A 14,080-nucleotide genomic window follows, 5' to 3' on the forward strand; every position below is an offset into this window, starting at 1 on the left:
GGTCTCCCGTGCGCTTCACCCGCGATCGGACTGTCCTGCCGTGGGTGTGGCTCGGGCGATGAGCAGGGCTACGTCGTCGTGGTCGCCCGGATGGCGAAGGGTTTTCAGGAGCTGTTCACAGGTGTCGTCCAGTGAGCGGTGGGGATCGTCGAGGGCATCGAGGAGGACACCGAGGCGGGTGTCGATCGGATCGTCGCGGGTCTCGACCAGGCCGTCGGTGTAGAGGACGAGCTGCGCTCCTGCCCCCATGGCGAGGCTGGTGGTGTGGAAGGCAACGCCGCAGCCACCCAGTGGCGCGCCGGTGGGCAGGTCGAGGAGTCGCCGGGTGCCGTCCGGGTGGAGGAGGACGGGCGGTAGGTGTCCGGCGAGGGAGAGGTGACACTGTGCCGTCCGGGGATCGTAGACGGCGTAGACGCAGGTCGCGATGGTGTCCAGGCCCTCGGTGATGTGGTCGAGGTGGTGCAGGACCTGGGCGGGGTCGAGGTCGAGATCGGCCAGCGTTCGGGTGGCGGTGCGCAGCTGGCCCATGGTGGCCGCGGCTGCGACGCCGCTTCCCATGACGTCGCCGACGACGAGGGCGGTCTTGTCGTCGCTGAGGGGGATCACGTCGAACCAGTCGCCGCCGATTTCCATGGTGGCCTGGGCGGGCCGGTAGCGGGTGGCGACTTCCAGGCCCGGTCGCCGCGGTGGGGTGTGGGGCAGCAGGCTGTGCTGGAGGGTGAGGGCGGTGTGGCGTTGTTCTTCGACGGCTCGGTGCCGTTCGGTGACATCCACGCTGGAGGTGGCGACGCCCAGCACGTTTCCGTTGGGGGCTTCGAGTCGGTAGAACGAGATGGACCATGCGTGGTCGTTGTCCGGGTCGGCGGGAGTTCGGCCGACGGTGTACTGGTCCACGATGGGGATGCCGGTGGTCAGGACCTCGCGCATCGCCTCTTCGAAGGACGCGTCCACGGCAGGCAGCACCTCATGGACGTGGCGGCCAATGTGCCCGGCGGCCGGCACACCGTTGAGTCGCTCTTCCGCGGGATTGACCGAGACGTACCGAAGGTCGGTGTCGAGCACGCCCAGTCCGATCGGCGACTGGGCCACCAGCCGAGCGGAGAGCGCCAGGTCACGCTCGACCTGCCGTACCGTGGCCTGGTCCGCGGCCAGCCCCAGGGCGTAGTAGTCCTCCTGGGAGTCCAGCAGACGCATGTTGCGGAACTCGACCATGCGCGTACTGCCGTCCTTGTGCCGGATGGGAAAAGTGCCGGCCCAGTTGCCTTTACCTGCCATGACCTGCGCGAACATGTCCAACACGACCGCCAGGTGCTCTTCATGGATCAGCAGGCGGCCCGCGAACTCGCCGAGCGCCTCCTCGGCGGTGTAACCGAACAGGTTCTCGGCCTGCGGGCTCCACAGGTCGATCCTGCCCTCGGCATCGAGGAGAACGGCCGCGACACCCAGCACATCGAGCAGGCCGCTCGGCCCGGACCCAGCGGCCCGCACCCCGTCGGCCTCGCCCCGCAAAGGCTCGCTTGCACCCATCCTCGGGACTCCTTCCAGCCGCCTCCGGCCGCAATGTCCTGCCAGGCCGGGGCCGGGTATCGGTTTCTCCGCCCCCGACCCTCCCATCGTCCCCCTCCACCGGCCTCACGTGCGCGCCACGCTGCCCCGGACTCGCCCAGCACGTTCGGGCCGGGCGGATCGAACGAGTCTTGGCAGGGAAAACGGAACCAGTCGCGCAGGAGCCGGTAGTGCACATTCCGCAGGTTCGGGCGGGGAGACCCGCCGCTGTCCCGGAGCAGCCCGAGCTCCGCACATCACTGTCGTCCTCTGTTGTGTCACGTTTCGACATGGGCGGGTAGTCGGGGGACGATGGACGGGACGGACTCCCACTTGGGGTTGACCGGTATGTGCGCGAGGAGTGCACTCGCCCCGTGCCATGCAGCAGCACGGTCGCCAAGCCCGTGCCCCGAACCAGGGCACGTCATCCGCACCCATGTCCGGGCGCGAGGCTGCCACGAACCGCACACCGGCCCACGTCGACTACGCACAGTGACGCCGCGTCCGGGGTGGGCCCGTCGGGTTGCCCAGCAGCCTGCACCGAGCACCGAGCACCCATCCGGGCACTCATCGAACTCGGCGTCGACCGGGCACGCTGAACAGCAACAACACCGACAGACCACGATGACAGCCAGCCGGGCGACCCGTGGCGATCGCCCTCGGTGTCCCTGCTACCAGCTCTGCCATGCCGGGGCGGGGTAGCGAGGTGCGCGCCGCTTGCGGGCTTCGAGCCCTAGGAACGTGGCTCCCGAGGCGAGGGTCGTCAGGAACGACACCAGCATGGCCAGCGGCAGCAGGACGTTGGCGGGTTCACCCAGGCCCAACCACAGCGCCGCCGTACCCATCGCCAGAACCACCAGCAACGAAACCCTCGCGGTGAGCGACAGTTTGCCGCTCACCGCGACGAAGGCGTACCCGATGAGCAAACCCGGCGCGACGGCCACCATCAAACCCAGGAACGCAATGACGAGCAAGGCGATGATCATGTCGTACCGACCCCCGGATCTCACGACCAACTCGTGCCGAAGGCAGACGGATCCACGTCCCTCTGGCCTGGCAGCCCTTCCGCCCGCCATGCTGCCAGGTTTTCTGAACACGTTCAACACGGCTCGTGGAGGGCCCACGAGCAGAAGGACCAGCAGCTCGACCGGGCCGACCAGGACAACCCAGCCACCACCGGCCGTCGGCCGGCCGCTCCCGGACATCACCCATCACCGCAAAGGGTGCGAACCCCCGCACCCATATCCGAGCGCCCCGCACCGGCACAGGTCGGCCGATGTCCCCGCCCGTCACCCACGAGTTCGGTGGGAGCGTCAGCCGTCTCTGGGTGGGCGGCGCGCCGGCTGTCTCAGATCTCGTCGAGGACCTGCTCCATCTCCTTGAGTTCGGGCTCACTCAGTACGGTCCGGAGATCGAGGAGTTCCGCGGTCCATGCGGGGGTGCGCATCATGAGGATGGAATGGAGGGTGGGGTGGACGGTGACCTCCGCCTGGTAGTCGCGGCGCTCGGTGTGCCGGAGCACGGCCCGCAGCGACCCGTCGGCGGTCTCGGTGACCGGAACCGAGAAGTCCAGGGTCCAATCGTGACCTTGTCCACCCTCGATCCCGCGATGACGGGGCACGAGCAGTGCCACCGCGGAAGTGAACGAGGGGGTGGTGGGAAGGTCCGTGCGGACGTTCCCGTCGGGACCTGTGCAGCGGGAGCCGTGCGGAGTGCTGACGGTGCGCCCGCCCTGGTCGACGTCCAGGATCCACCGGTCGGTCGCCAGGTAGCGCAATGTACCCGTCTCGCCGGTCTCCCCCTCAGCGAAGACCGTACGGAACGAGCAGGCCGCCTGCGACGGATCGGCGGCGAGCAGCAGTCCAAGCAGAGTGGTGTGGTCCATGGTTCCGCGATTTCCGTTCCGGGCTCAGGTCTCGCCCCTCTTGAACCCCCGACTCGTCGTTTGTAGCAGGTGGCACGGTCCCTTTGAACGGATCCCGCCGTGGACACGGCGGTGGCGGCCGACTCCGGGGAGCCGGCCCCGGAACGGAGACGGAGACGGAGACGGAGACGGAGACGGCCAGGATCGTACCGGGCACGTGGTGCTCCTCCCGCAACGTGTCGAGGCTCCCGCGGGCTCGCGCGGGCCCGTCCGGCAGGCCCACCTGCGGACGCTCGTTGACCGGTCGAATTCCGGACGTCGGCTGATAAACTCATCGGCCCTATGCAGCAACCCCCAGTCGGCGCCGGTACCGTCTCGACGCACCTCGCGCGCTTCCTCATCGACGCCGTCCCCGGACCGGACTCGGGCAGGCTCTCCCGCCTGTCCGACCTCGGTCCCGACGTCCTGCGCGACGACCTCGCCAGGACATCGACCCAGTCGCTCCTCACCGTGTGGGAACAACTCGTCCTGACTGAGCCACGCACGCTCATCGGTCCACGGATCCTGGGGAACGCACCGATCGGTACCTTCGGAGTCTGGGACTACCTGATCACCAGCGGCCCCACCCTGGGCCAGTCCCTGAGGCGAGCCGTGGAACACCTCGCCTCGCTCGGCGACCCGGCCGCGGAGCAACTCCTCGTCGAAGAGAACGGACGCAGCGTCGTCCTACGGCACGCCACCGGCAGTTGGGGGCCGGACGTGGTCGAGGCAATCGACCTGTTCGCCCTCGCCCTCTTCCTGGACCGCGCCCGGGCTGCCGTCGGGCGTCACCTCATCCCGTCCTACGTGACCATCACCCATCGGCCGCCGGCCCGGTCGCGGGAACTGACCGAACTGTTCGGTACCGACCGGATCATGTTCGGCGCGCCGTACAACTCGATCGCCTTCACCGAGGACGACGCGCACGCCCCGCTGCCCAAGGCCCAGCCTGGCTTGGAACGGCTGCTCGTCCAGCACGCGGAACTGCTCCTGGCGGCCTCCCGGCCCGTACTGCGGTGGCACGATCGCTTCCGGATGACCCTGGCCACCGCCTTCCGCGAGGACACTGTGAGTCTGGAGAAGGTGGCGCGGCGCCTGTCCTTGAGCCCCCGCACGCTCCAGCGGCGACTGTGCGAGAACGGGACGACCTGGCGCGAGCAAGTCGAGTCCGTACGACAGCAGCACACACTCGACCTTCTACGCACCACCGACCTACCGCTCCAGTCGGTCGCGGGCCGCGTCGGGTACAGCGATGCACGTGCACTGCGGCGAGCCGTACGCCGCTGGGAGGGACAAACCCCCGGCGATATACGCAGCACGGCCCGCTCGACAGTCCCCGGTTGAATTGCCCTTCTCCGAGCCGCTCGTTGTGCGCGGCCCGCGCCGCTTCAGGACGGCCTTCGAGATCACCGCCTCGGGTCGCACCGCGAACATGGAGTACATGCGACAGTCGCGCGTCGAGCGCAAAGAGTTGCCCTCGAACGCAAACCTCGTCCGGCAGGCGACCGCGAGGTCAGGTCTGCGAGACGTCTCCACCCGAGTTGCGAATCATGCGCTGCGGAACCTGGATGGTGGTCAGGTATTCCTCGTCCGAGATACCGGTGTGCACCTGCCTCCGGCCGGCCTGCTGCGTCTGGGCAGCACTCCGATGCAGCACCCGGCCTTCTTCGGTGATCCGGAGCCCGCCACCTGTGTGCAGGACGAGCAGTCGCCGCTCCAACAGGAGGTCGATGTGGGGGGCCAGACCCGCGCCGACGTCCAAGTCGGCGTATTGAGCGCGGATCACCTCGTCCCGGGTGACACCGTTCTCACTGTGGAGCACTTGGTGCGGCACCCACCACTGGGGTTGCGTGATCCCGACCACCGCGAGCCGCGCCCTGACGTACTACCGGGCGTCGCGCCGCCGGCGCGCGCGCTCGAACTCGGCGACGTCCGACATCCAGGGACCGTGCTGTTCGAGTGCGGCGCAGCCGCCGCGGACGAAGGCGCCCACCAGGTTCCGGTACCCGCCGATCCCGTCGACCAGGCGGTACTCGACCCGGTACTCCGGATCCGACCTGCCGTCACCCTCGCGCAACGTCGTGATCCGGGCGATGGAGTCCGCGTAGAAGTGGAGCTGGATCCCTTCGCCCATCTCCTCGTCCTCGATGGTGAACACTTCATTGTCCCCGGCAGAGCGATCGCCGACGAACTCCCAGAACTCCGCGGCGGCAGTGCGGGGACCGTCCCGTAGCCACTTCTTCTCGACGCCCTTGTCGTCGGTGAACGACAGGGCAGTCTTCCTCCCACTCCCGCGGAAGTCCGCGCGGTGGCCGGCAGCCTCCTCGTCATCCTCCATGGGTGTGTTCCTGGAGCGGTCCGCGGCCTCCGAGCACATCAGGAAGCTCACGGTACGCACCGCGTCATCGACGAGCTCAGGGTGTGCACGGCGCACGGCCGCTTGGACCGTCGTCTCCATCCGCTCCCAGTCGCGCTTGTCCGTGGCGCGGTTTCCCCGTCGCGGGTCGCGGCCGATCCGCATGCCGGCGCACGCCTGCTCCGCAGTGGCGATCACCCGCATGACCTCGGGCCGCAGCGCGGAATCGACGGCATCGGGCATCCGCCGCGGAACCGTCGCTCCGTGCAGGTACTGGCCCGTGTACCTCAGCATCGCGGCGTCGAGTGGACCGAGCACGGCTCCGCGCTCGGCGCGACGGCGGTCAGCGTGGTACTCCTGAGCTCGTTTCCCGTTCGGTGTCTCCGTCGCCGCGCGCATCGCCGCGCATACCTGACCGCGTTCGAGTAGACCGATGTCGGCCCCGTGGGCGATGAGCCGGCTCCTGTCCCACCGGATCCGCCGGAAGAGCGCGTCGACGTCCGCGGGCGCGGCAAGGAGGATCGGGTCCAGGAGCGCGACGGCAGCTTCCTCGTCGAGCCGGCCCCGGGTTCCGGCGGCGTCGCACAGCGGAAGGACCGCACTCCACAGCATCAGGTGTCTGGCCAGGTCATTCCGGATCACCGCGAGATGGGCTTCGCTGATCGGGAACGTGAACGTGCGAGGCTCGTGGTTGGCGTCGGCTCCGGCACCGAGCATCAGCTTCAGCTCGCCGTCCTCGCGGATCACGTTCGGGATCCAGCCGCTCTGGCGCGTGAAAACGATGTCTCTCATGAACTCACTCTTCCCCGGAACGGCACCGGTCGGCGTCACGGCGATGGCGCGGCCCCACCCCGCACCGTCCGTTCACGACCACCGTGCGCATTCGGCGTCGAGGCGTGTGTCGGTGCGCACCCAGACTTCGCCCCCGGCGGCCTCGGACGGGGCGTCGACTCGTTCGATACCGAGGAACTCGATCAACTTGAGCAGTACGGCTCGTTCGGCTCGGTCATCCTCGACACCATGCGAGTCGAAGAAGACGTAGTACTGGTCGCTCGGGTCCACGAAGCCCGAATCTGCCCAGATCCGAGCGACTTCTTCGAGCGCCGCTGCTTCCGTCGTGATCGTGGCGGCGCGGGCGGCACCGCGAGTCTCCGGTGACGCGTCGAGGTCGGCGAGGTCGGAGAACCACTGGCCGAAGCGGTCGAGGCCGGCGTATCCGTTCTCGAAGAACAGCATCGCGCTCGGAAGGTAGCGATTGGCCCTGTCGACCAGGAGGTATTCCGACCGGGGTTGGTCCGCGTCCTGGATCCGGGAGATAACACCTTGGCCGGGCATGAGTACCAAACTCTGTCCCGACGGTTCGTCATTGATGGTGTAGGTATCAGAATGTCGATCACGGAAGAACTCGGAGAACGCCACATAGGCTTCCTGAGGGTCACCCACGGAGACCTGTTGGTCGTTGCCATCACCGACAGCGAAGACGAATTGTTTCGGTCCGGGGTTGTAGGGGCGAGCCATATGCGTCCTTCGTTCACGTGTGAGAGATCCACCAGCGTAGTCGAGTCAGAGCGGACGGACCTGCCGTCCATCGCCGACGAACAGCCGGGAGAACTGGCAGATCGGCCTGCCTCCGCGCCCCGGCAGCCGTAGCGCCCCGTCGGCCCCGCCTCGTAGGCCCCGCCTCGTAGGCGGCGATGGCAGGCTCCAGCCGGTTGCGTACGCCGAGTTTGCCGAGGGAGGCCTTGGCGCGGGCCTTCACCGTGCCCTCGACCGACCAAGTGCAGGCGCAGCCCGACGTCGGAGTTGGAGGGCCGTTCCGGGGCAAGGGTCTGCGCGGGCGGCATCGGCATCGGCATCGGCGTGACACCCGCGATCACACCGATATCCGCAGCCTCGGTGCACGCGCCATGGCCACCCTCAAGTCCTGGCGCCGCCTGCGGAAGCTCCGCTGCGGCGCCACCAGTAGCACCGCCGTCGTCCGAGCCACCGTCGCCTTCGAACCCTCGCCACCTGATCAAGATGGAACGGGCTCATTACGCCTCGTCCGGATAGTTCCATTCCAGCGCCACCGTCGCCGACGGCGCCACCTCCTTCACGTACCAGGCGACGGACGCCTCGAACTTCGGGCACCACAGGTAGGAGCGGCTCACGATGAGCGGGAAATCGGTCTCCCCCACGACGAGCCAGACACCGCCCTCCCCCTCCATCGCCACCCGAACCTGGTCCGCGATGCCCTCGTCGCGCAGCAACTCCCGGAGCTCCTCGACAACCGCCTGAGCCTGCGCCTCGTCGACGACGTTCGACACGCGGAAACTGAATTCAATGTTCACTGACATGCCGGGCAGGCTAACCGACCGCCTCTGCTCTACGCGTTCGCTCCACCACGACCACGTAAGTGACGAGTCGGCGCTCGGCACGGCTACCCCGCCCCAAGCCTCGCCGAACCGACCCGAACCCGGACCCGAACCGAACCCGAACCCGGACCCGGAGTTGGAGCCGGACCCGTACGGAACGTACCGGCCACCACCGAAACAGCGGCCAGGGGGGCATCGCCACACGATCGGTCCACGACACCGCCCACCACCCCCTGCGGCGCCGCCCACGGACACATATCTCCAGCCGGCAGACCGTTGGTGTTCCTTCGCGCTGGAAAGTCTCGCGGACCTGCGGCAGACTGTTCCACCCCCACCGAGAGGCGCCCAGGTGTGTCAACGGAGCGAATCCCAATGGACCTTGAGGCCTACGTGGAGCGGACGCGGACCGGCCCGTGCTTCGTCTGTGCGTTCCTGGCCGGGAACCCGAACTACCCGCACGAGACGGTTTTTGAGGATGCCGATCACGTAGCGTTCCTGGACAGGTGGCCCACAGTGCCGGGCAAGGTCCTGGTCGCACCCAAGGCACACATCGAGCACGCCGTGCGCGACCTGAACGAAACGGCCTACAGCCGGCTCATGCTGTTCGTCCGGGAGATCGCCCTCGCCGTCGAGGCCGTGTGCGAGCCGGAGCGCACGTACCTCTACTCGCTCGGCAGCCGGCAGGGCAACGCGCACCTGCACTGGCACATCGCCGCTCTGCCACCCGGCGTCCCCTACGCCGAGCAGCAGTTCCACGCGCTGATGACAGAAAATGGGGTCCTGGCACTGCCGCCGGACCAAGCGGCAGCGATGGCTGCAAACCTGCGTAAGGCGGTCACCGCCCGGGGAGTACTCAAGCCGGGATGACCGGCGGCCTCCGGCCGTCGCCAGATCGGCCGCACACCTGACGGCTCCGATGGCCGAAACCGTGTTCATCCGCTTCCTGACGCGCCACGCGCAGCACGCGTCGCGGCCCGAGGAAGTACTGAGTCGCGGCGCGTGAGAGATCTGCGATAGCGCCCCACCGAGCATCACGGAGGCAGGACCGTCGGTGCACCGGCGACGGGGGGCAGCATGAAGTATCGCCCTTCCGCGGAACCGTGGATGCTGATGGGGACAGCCGGACGCACCCCGTCCCGAGTGGCGACTCGGGTACGGATCCCGATGGGCGTGGCCGCCGGGCCTGAACCCTGCCCGGCCATGTCAGCGGCAGCGGCAGCGGCAGCGGCCAGAATGGCGGTCATGACGGACGGAACGACCTGGCTTGCTGCACCTCACTCCATTGCCTTCGGGGGCTACCACGTGGTGATCGCCCGCGGGCTGTCACCGCAAGAGCTCGCCGACCGCCTCGCCGCGACTCTGCTGTACGAGGCCGAGCACGTCATCGAGGCGGTCGGGGAACATACCGGAGACTCTCTTCTGGAGCTCATGGACAACACCTACGGTGACCCCCTCGACGGCATCGGCCTGCGTCTCGGACACGCCGGTGACTGGACGTACGCGGTCGCGTACGGCGGCTGGCCGGGCGAGTTCGGCCCGCCGGCACCGATCTCGCGAGACGGTGCGCACGTCTGCCTCCTGGAGTACGAGGAGGAGAACGGCAAGCCGGTCCCGCCTCGGTTCGAGTACTTCCACGACGGACGCCTGTTGAGCGCCTTCAACCTGCATCTGGACGCCTCCTGGGGCTATCAGGGTGTCGACGGCGACCCCGCGACGGCCGCCCGCCTGCAGGAGCTCCTCACCGCCGCCGGGCTCCCGGACCCGGAGCGCGACCAAAGGGAGGTGCACCGCACCGCGCTGAACGTCGTCGAGACGTTCTTCGGACTCTCGCTGCCGAAAGACCCGATCGTGCACGGCGCCCTGCCCGCGGTCCTGCTGGAACCGGCGTAGTCCAGAGCCGGGCGGCGCGAGGGACCCCGGAGCGTTCTCACTCCCGATGAAGGCAGTTGTCCACCGTCTCGGGAGGCATCCGGTTCGGTCCGGAATCCACGTCGCAGCGCGGTGGGGAGACGACTACGCGCGTTCAGCGCGAACTCTGTCCGTAGGCCGCGGACACAGCATCGGACGACCAACTGGCTTACCTCACAGTGCGGCGGCGGGCTGTTCCCGGTGCGCCCGGCCCGTCTCGGCATGAACCCCCACCCCATCGCGCGGACAACTGGCCCTCTTCGCTCGCATCGTGCCTCGGCCGGCTTTGATCTGCGTCGGGCTCCAAGGTTCTCCGGCCTCTCCCTGTGGTCCAGGGGCCGTGACGTCGGGCGCAGCGACTGAGGGATGAAGATCGGCCGGGCCTCCCACCGGACGCCGCGGTGATCCGTCTGGAGATGCGTCAGCGGCCGGGACGACGCGTGCGCCGCCGCGACCGCTCACGACGGCTGATGCCGTCTGCCACGAGAACGTCACGCGTTTTCCGGCGACAGCCGGCCTGCCCGGGGGGCGTGGCGGTGAGCGGGATCGCGACCCAAAGGGGGCCGGCCCCCTGTCGCTTGGGACAGCCGTACGGATGACGGGTGGAGGCCGCTGCCATGGCAGTGACGCCCCCGTGAACGGCCTGGCCGGCGTTCCCGTTCAGGGTCGCCGATCCGGCCGTACAGGTGTCAGTTTCCAATGCGAAGGAGCGGGCGGCCTCACAAGCGGCATCGCGCGAACCGAGTACTGCGGCATGGCCGATACGGACCTCCCCACCCCGGAGCCCCTCTACGGATGTAGAGTGCAACTCAACCGGAACCTCTACACATGTAGAGGGTGGCCTCACCCATCCTCAAGGAGTCACGATGAGCGCGACGACCTCCGCGGTCCTCGGGCAAAAGCCCGAGCCGCTACGACCCTTCAAGGTGGGGGTCGGCGGATTCCTGCTCCTGGGCACGGGACACCTCGCCCTTGCCGCCGCAACGGCCTGGGGGAATCCGACCCCGCAGGAAGAAGCCTCGTCGGCGGCCATGCGGGCGACGACCATGACGCTGCTGGGTCTGGAACGAACCACCCTCGATGTCGTCCACGGCATGAGTTCCGTCATGGCCCTGTTCGTCATCTCCTGCGCGCTCCTCTCCCTCTTCGCCGCCCGACACTCCCCCGCCTTGATCGAACGGCGTACCGCCTTCGGGTGGACACTCCTCGCCGCCTCACTCGTCGGCCTGGCGATATCCGCCCTCTTCCTGCCCCCGCCACCGATCATCGTCCTCACCGTCACCAGCTGCGCCTTCGCCCTGTCCCTGCGCCGGGCAGCACCCTGACCTGCGTCTCAGCCGGTCCTGACGGGCCAGGAGAGGGCCCCATGGCGGTGCAGTTCAAGCAGGTGAGCCGATGACGTGCCGGCGCACGTCCGGGTCGGTGAACTCGTGGACATCGCAGCCGGAGGCAGTACGAGCGCGAACACGAGACCGAGAGATCGCAGCAGCGCCGCCGTCTCGACGTCATGGGCAGGCTGAGCGGCACCACCTCCTCCCGGTCAGCTCCAGGGGTGGACGACCGCCCGCTCGGCCCGCCTGCGGACGACGCGCGAGGCGCACGCCAGGGCCCCGCTCACGACGATCAGGACCGGGCCGCCGAAGAGGGCCACCTCGCCGGCCACCCTTGCCGTCGTGGGATCCCCCTCCGTGCCAACGACGCGGTACTGCACCGCCGAGAGGGGGAACGTACCGGTCTCGGTGGCCGCCGCCCCTTCCTCGGGCTCGAACTGGTCGCTGACCGGACTGGTACGTGTGTCCGCCAGGACGATCAGTCTCCCCCCGGGCACCTTCACCTCGAAGTCGGCCGAACCACCGCTCACGACCGCGTGATCCACGTACGGTTCGGCGAGGACCTTCCCGTTCAGCGTCAGATGGGCTTCGCCGCTCCGGTAGGCAAGCGTCTCTCCACCCAGGGCGACCACCCTGCCGACGGTCGATCCTCCGTCGGGATGCTCAACGGTCACATCGAAACCGATGACGTCCCCGTGGCGCACCTCGTCACCCGTGATGGTTTCCGCGTAGAAGACCTCGCCACGCGGATGGGCCGGAGCCATGGAATCGTCACTCATCCGGCTCGTGAAGGTGTAGGAGTGCGCGAAGAAGGAATGCACGAACCCGAGGCAGAACCCGGCCGTGCCGACGGCCAGCGTCGAGACGGCCGCCCTCCGCAGCCACCGCCCCGGTGTACGTACTTCGGCCTTCTCGGACTGCCCCATGTTGTGCTTCCTTCTCCCGGTAATACGGGAACCCTACGATCCGGCTCCGACGGGGTTGCTGGCGGGAGAGGGAAGGCGGGGCCCAGCCCGCGCGGCACCGGCAGCCGGGGCAGACCCGCCTCTGGTCGTCCACGCTCGACTCGTCGGGATGGACCGGGCTTGCCCTGGTTGTCGAGACCCGCCCAGAGTCGTCAGACGCTGCCCGAGCGAGAGTTCTACAGGCGGGCGGAACTCCACGTGGGGGCGGCATCAAGACCCCAGGATGCGCGATGCCCGATCGTGTTCGTGACGCGCTGCCCGAGCCTGATCTGCAGGTGCCATGTGGTTTCGAGTTCCCGGCACCTTCTCGTGCCCAGGGTCCGCCGTGCCGGTGGCGTCCTTCACGGCGGCGGCATCCACTACTGCTCGAACCGCCGTAAGCCGGGCCTCGTCGTCCCGAACGGCACCCCAATGGTCATGACGTACGGGACGTTCGTCCGGGTCGAGGAGGGCATGCAGAGCCGGCATCGCCGGGGTGGCGGACGCCGGGTCGGTGGCGGCGACTTCGGCGAGGAGTTGCAGGGGGGGGCGAGGATCGTGGGCCCGGGCCTGGGGCTGCCGGGTGGCGGGGAGATCCGGACGAGGTCGATCAGGGCGGGGACTACTTGCCGGGGGTCCGAGGTGAGCTGCCAGAGGTACTGGACACACTTCATCGCGTCGACGTGGTTGAGGTGCCTGATTCGTTCCCCGGCGGTGGCAGCGAGCTGCTGCGCGGCGCGTTCCGCGGTGGGCGGATGGGTGGCGGCTATCTCGGCGAGCAGCACCACGACCTCGACGCTTCCCGGGGTCCGGAAGGCTTCGATTGCGCTGCGTGCCGTCAACTCCCATAGTCCGGGCAGGACTTCATTTGGGTCACCCGTGACCCGCCATAGCGCCCGAGCCCGTTCCACGGCTCCCCTCGGCGCATCCGACCAGCGTGCCGGCTTCCTGCTCAGCGCCTCGCGGAACATCCCGCGCAGCCGGTCCGCCGCCGGCGCCCCGAGCGAGTCGCCGAGCGTGACGCAGGCCCGGAGCAGAGTGGGCTCGTGGAGCTGAGGGCTGGGCGTCGGGAAGCAGTTGCGCTGTCGCGTCCTGTACGGACATACCGTCGCTCGCCGCCCTTCGTCAGCCTTGCGCAGTGAGGCCCAGGAGGGGCGAGGTCTGGGGACGATCGCCCTTGCGCCCTCACCTGCTTGGTGGACCAGCGCCTGCGGATGGCCGGACGCGCGGGACTCGCCGGCGATCCGTAGGCCGTCACGCAGTCCTGCCACCATCATCCCCGCCGGTTCGCGGTAGGCGACCGATGACGACGGCCAGTGCAGCTCGGTCCACCAGTTGTGGCCGTGGACGGTGTCCTCGGGCGGGCCGCCAGCCCGCCTCGGCGGTCAGCCGCCAGCCCGCTTCGCCGGCGCGCGGCACAGGGTCGAGGTGGTGATCGCCGACCTGTGCGGCCTCCACCCTTTCGCCACTCTGCGGGAACTGCGCGTACCGGCCCGTCTGCCCGCCCTCTCCGAGGATCAGCACCGAGCCGGCGGCCGGCGAGGTCAGCTGCTCATCGAGGGGTGGTCGCCATGAGACCGCCCCCGCACGCCCCAGGTGCCGCTACACCCCCGCCACCCGGCGAAAGACCAGGTCGGAAAGCGAAATCCTGGCGGGAGTACTAGTCGGCGAGCATGCCTTCCCTGAGCCGGGTCAGGGTGCGGGTGAGGATGCGGGAGATCTGCATCTGGGAGATGCCG

13 protein-coding genes and 2 pseudogenes are annotated in these 14,080 nt (G+C 68.7%); 5 read left to right on the forward strand and 10 right to left on the reverse strand.

Annotation, left to right across the window (positions count from 1 at the left end):
* Positions 1-15 precede the first annotated feature (15 nt).
* From NOD94_RS19645 to NOD94_RS19655, 3 genes are all read right to left on the reverse strand, one after another.
* On the reverse strand, positions 16-1,527 hold the full coding sequence (locus tag NOD94_RS19645) for a SpoIIE family protein phosphatase (RefSeq protein ID WP_281207291.1): 1,512 nt from the start codon (positions 1,525-1,527) through the stop codon (positions 16-18).
* A 689-nt stretch (positions 1,528-2,216) separates the two neighbouring features.
* A complete protein-coding gene (locus NOD94_RS19650; RefSeq protein WP_281207292.1) occupies positions 2,217-2,531 on the reverse strand; it encodes a hypothetical protein in 315 nt (104 codons plus the stop codon).
* A gap of 362 nt (positions 2,532-2,893) precedes the next feature.
* Positions 2,894-3,430, reverse strand: a complete 537-nt coding sequence (locus NOD94_RS19655) for a hypothetical protein (protein ID WP_281207293.1) — start codon at positions 3,428-3,430, stop codon at positions 2,894-2,896.
* 321 nt (positions 3,431-3,751) lie between these two features.
* Here NOD94_RS19655 and NOD94_RS19660 point away from each other — a divergent pair, with 321 nt between their 5' ends.
* Positions 3,752-4,792, forward strand: a complete 1,041-nt coding sequence (locus NOD94_RS19660) for an AraC family transcriptional regulator ligand-binding domain-containing protein (RefSeq protein ID WP_281207294.1) — start codon at positions 3,752-3,754, stop codon at positions 4,790-4,792.
* Between the two features lie 169 nt (positions 4,793-4,961).
* Here NOD94_RS19660 and NOD94_RS19665 read toward each other — a convergent pair whose 3' ends face one another.
* The 4 genes and pseudogenes from NOD94_RS19665 to NOD94_RS19680 all read right to left on the reverse strand — a co-directional run.
* Positions 4,962-5,270: a hypothetical protein gene (locus NOD94_RS19665; RefSeq protein ID WP_281207295.1), complete on the reverse strand. Its 309-nt coding sequence runs from the start codon at positions 5,268-5,270 to the stop codon at positions 4,962-4,964.
* 63 nt (positions 5,271-5,333) lie between these two features.
* Positions 5,334-6,596: a DUF6357 family protein gene (locus tag NOD94_RS19670; RefSeq protein WP_281207303.1), complete on the reverse strand. Its 1,263-nt coding sequence runs from the start codon at positions 6,594-6,596 to the stop codon at positions 5,334-5,336.
* A gap of 72 nt (positions 6,597-6,668) precedes the next feature.
* Positions 6,669-7,322, reverse strand: coding sequence for a DUF6357 family protein (locus NOD94_RS19675; RefSeq protein WP_281207296.1), 654 nt, complete (start codon positions 7,320-7,322; stop codon positions 6,669-6,671).
* Positions 7,323-7,479: 157 nt separating this feature from the next.
* A pseudogene (locus NOD94_RS19680) lies at positions 7,480-7,575 on the reverse strand (DNA-binding response regulator); the annotation flags it as partial.
* Positions 7,576-7,687: 112 nt separating this feature from the next.
* Between NOD94_RS19680 and NOD94_RS19685 the strand changes: the two are divergent.
* A pseudogene (locus tag NOD94_RS19685) lies at positions 7,688-7,795 on the forward strand (IS5/IS1182 family transposase); the annotation flags it as partial.
* A 42-nt stretch (positions 7,796-7,837) separates the two neighbouring features.
* On the opposite strand, the gene NOD94_RS19690 reads toward NOD94_RS19685, so the two are convergent.
* Positions 7,838-8,140 (reverse strand): hypothetical protein, encoded by a 303-nt coding sequence (locus NOD94_RS19690; protein WP_281207304.1) that lies wholly within the window; start codon positions 8,138-8,140, stop codon positions 7,838-7,840.
* 390 nt (positions 8,141-8,530) lie between these two features.
* Between NOD94_RS19690 and NOD94_RS19695 the strand changes: the two genes are divergently transcribed.
* The 3 genes from NOD94_RS19695 to NOD94_RS19705 all read left to right on the forward strand — a co-directional run bounded on the left by NOD94_RS19695 (position 8,531) and on the right by NOD94_RS19705 (position 11,391).
* Positions 8,531-9,025, forward strand: a complete 495-nt coding sequence (locus NOD94_RS19695) for an HIT family protein (RefSeq protein ID WP_281207297.1) — start codon at positions 8,531-8,533, stop codon at positions 9,023-9,025.
* A gap of 375 nt (positions 9,026-9,400) precedes the next feature.
* Positions 9,401-10,048, forward strand: a complete 648-nt coding sequence (locus NOD94_RS19700) for a hypothetical protein (protein WP_281207298.1) — start codon at positions 9,401-9,403, stop codon at positions 10,046-10,048.
* An 884-nt stretch (positions 10,049-10,932) separates the two neighbouring features.
* Complete coding sequence (locus tag NOD94_RS19705) at positions 10,933-11,391, forward strand: hypothetical protein (protein WP_281207299.1); 459 nt, start codon at positions 10,933-10,935, stop codon at positions 11,389-11,391.
* 215 nt (positions 11,392-11,606) lie between these two features.
* Here NOD94_RS19705 and lepB read toward each other — a convergent pair whose 3' ends face one another.
* Complete coding sequence (gene lepB, locus NOD94_RS19710) at positions 11,607-12,323, reverse strand: signal peptidase I (protein ID WP_281207300.1); 717 nt, start codon at positions 12,321-12,323, stop codon at positions 11,607-11,609.
* 398 nt (positions 12,324-12,721) lie between these two features.
* Positions 12,722-13,183 carry a hypothetical protein gene (locus NOD94_RS19715; protein WP_281207301.1) on the reverse strand — a complete coding sequence of 154 codons (462 nt, stop codon included), beginning with the start codon at positions 13,181-13,183 and terminating at the stop codon, positions 12,722-12,724.
* Positions 13,184-14,080: the final 897 nt, after the last annotated feature.

The sequence above is a fragment of the Streptomyces sp. Isolate_45 genome, assembly GCF_024721315.2.
Classification (GTDB): Bacteria; Actinomycetota; Actinomycetes; order Streptomycetales; family Streptomycetaceae; genus Streptomyces.

Excerpts from the sequence above, each read along its gene's own strand:
- NOD94_RS19645 (WP_281207291.1), bottom strand. The coding sequence starts at position 1,527 with ATGGGTGCAAGCGAGCCTTTGCGGGGCGAGGCCGACGGGGTGCGGGCC.
- NOD94_RS19650 (WP_281207292.1), bottom strand. The coding sequence starts at position 2,531 with ATGATCATCGCCTTGCTCGTCATTGCGTTCCTGGGTTTGATGGTGGCC.
- NOD94_RS19655 (WP_281207293.1), bottom strand. The coding sequence starts at position 3,430 with ATGGACCACACCACTCTGCTTGGACTGCTGCTCGCCGCCGATCCGTCG.
- NOD94_RS19660 (WP_281207294.1), top strand. The coding sequence starts at position 3,752 with ATGCAGCAACCCCCAGTCGGCGCCGGTACCGTCTCGACGCACCTCGCG.
- NOD94_RS19670 (WP_281207303.1), bottom strand. The coding sequence starts at position 6,596 with ATGAGAGACATCGTTTTCACGCGCCAGAGCGGCTGGATCCCGAACGTG.
- NOD94_RS19675 (WP_281207296.1), bottom strand. The coding sequence starts at position 7,322 with ATGGCTCGCCCCTACAACCCCGGACCGAAACAATTCGTCTTCGCTGTC.
- NOD94_RS19690 (WP_281207304.1), bottom strand. The coding sequence starts at position 8,140 with ATGTCAGTGAACATTGAATTCAGTTTCCGCGTGTCGAACGTCGTCGAC.
- NOD94_RS19695 (WP_281207297.1), top strand. The coding sequence starts at position 8,531 with ATGGACCTTGAGGCCTACGTGGAGCGGACGCGGACCGGCCCGTGCTTC.
- NOD94_RS19700 (WP_281207298.1), top strand. The coding sequence starts at position 9,401 with ATGACGGACGGAACGACCTGGCTTGCTGCACCTCACTCCATTGCCTTC.
- NOD94_RS19705 (WP_281207299.1), top strand. The coding sequence starts at position 10,933 with ATGAGCGCGACGACCTCCGCGGTCCTCGGGCAAAAGCCCGAGCCGCTA.
- lepB (WP_281207300.1), bottom strand. The coding sequence starts at position 12,323 with ATGGGGCAGTCCGAGAAGGCCGAAGTACGTACACCGGGGCGGTGGCTG.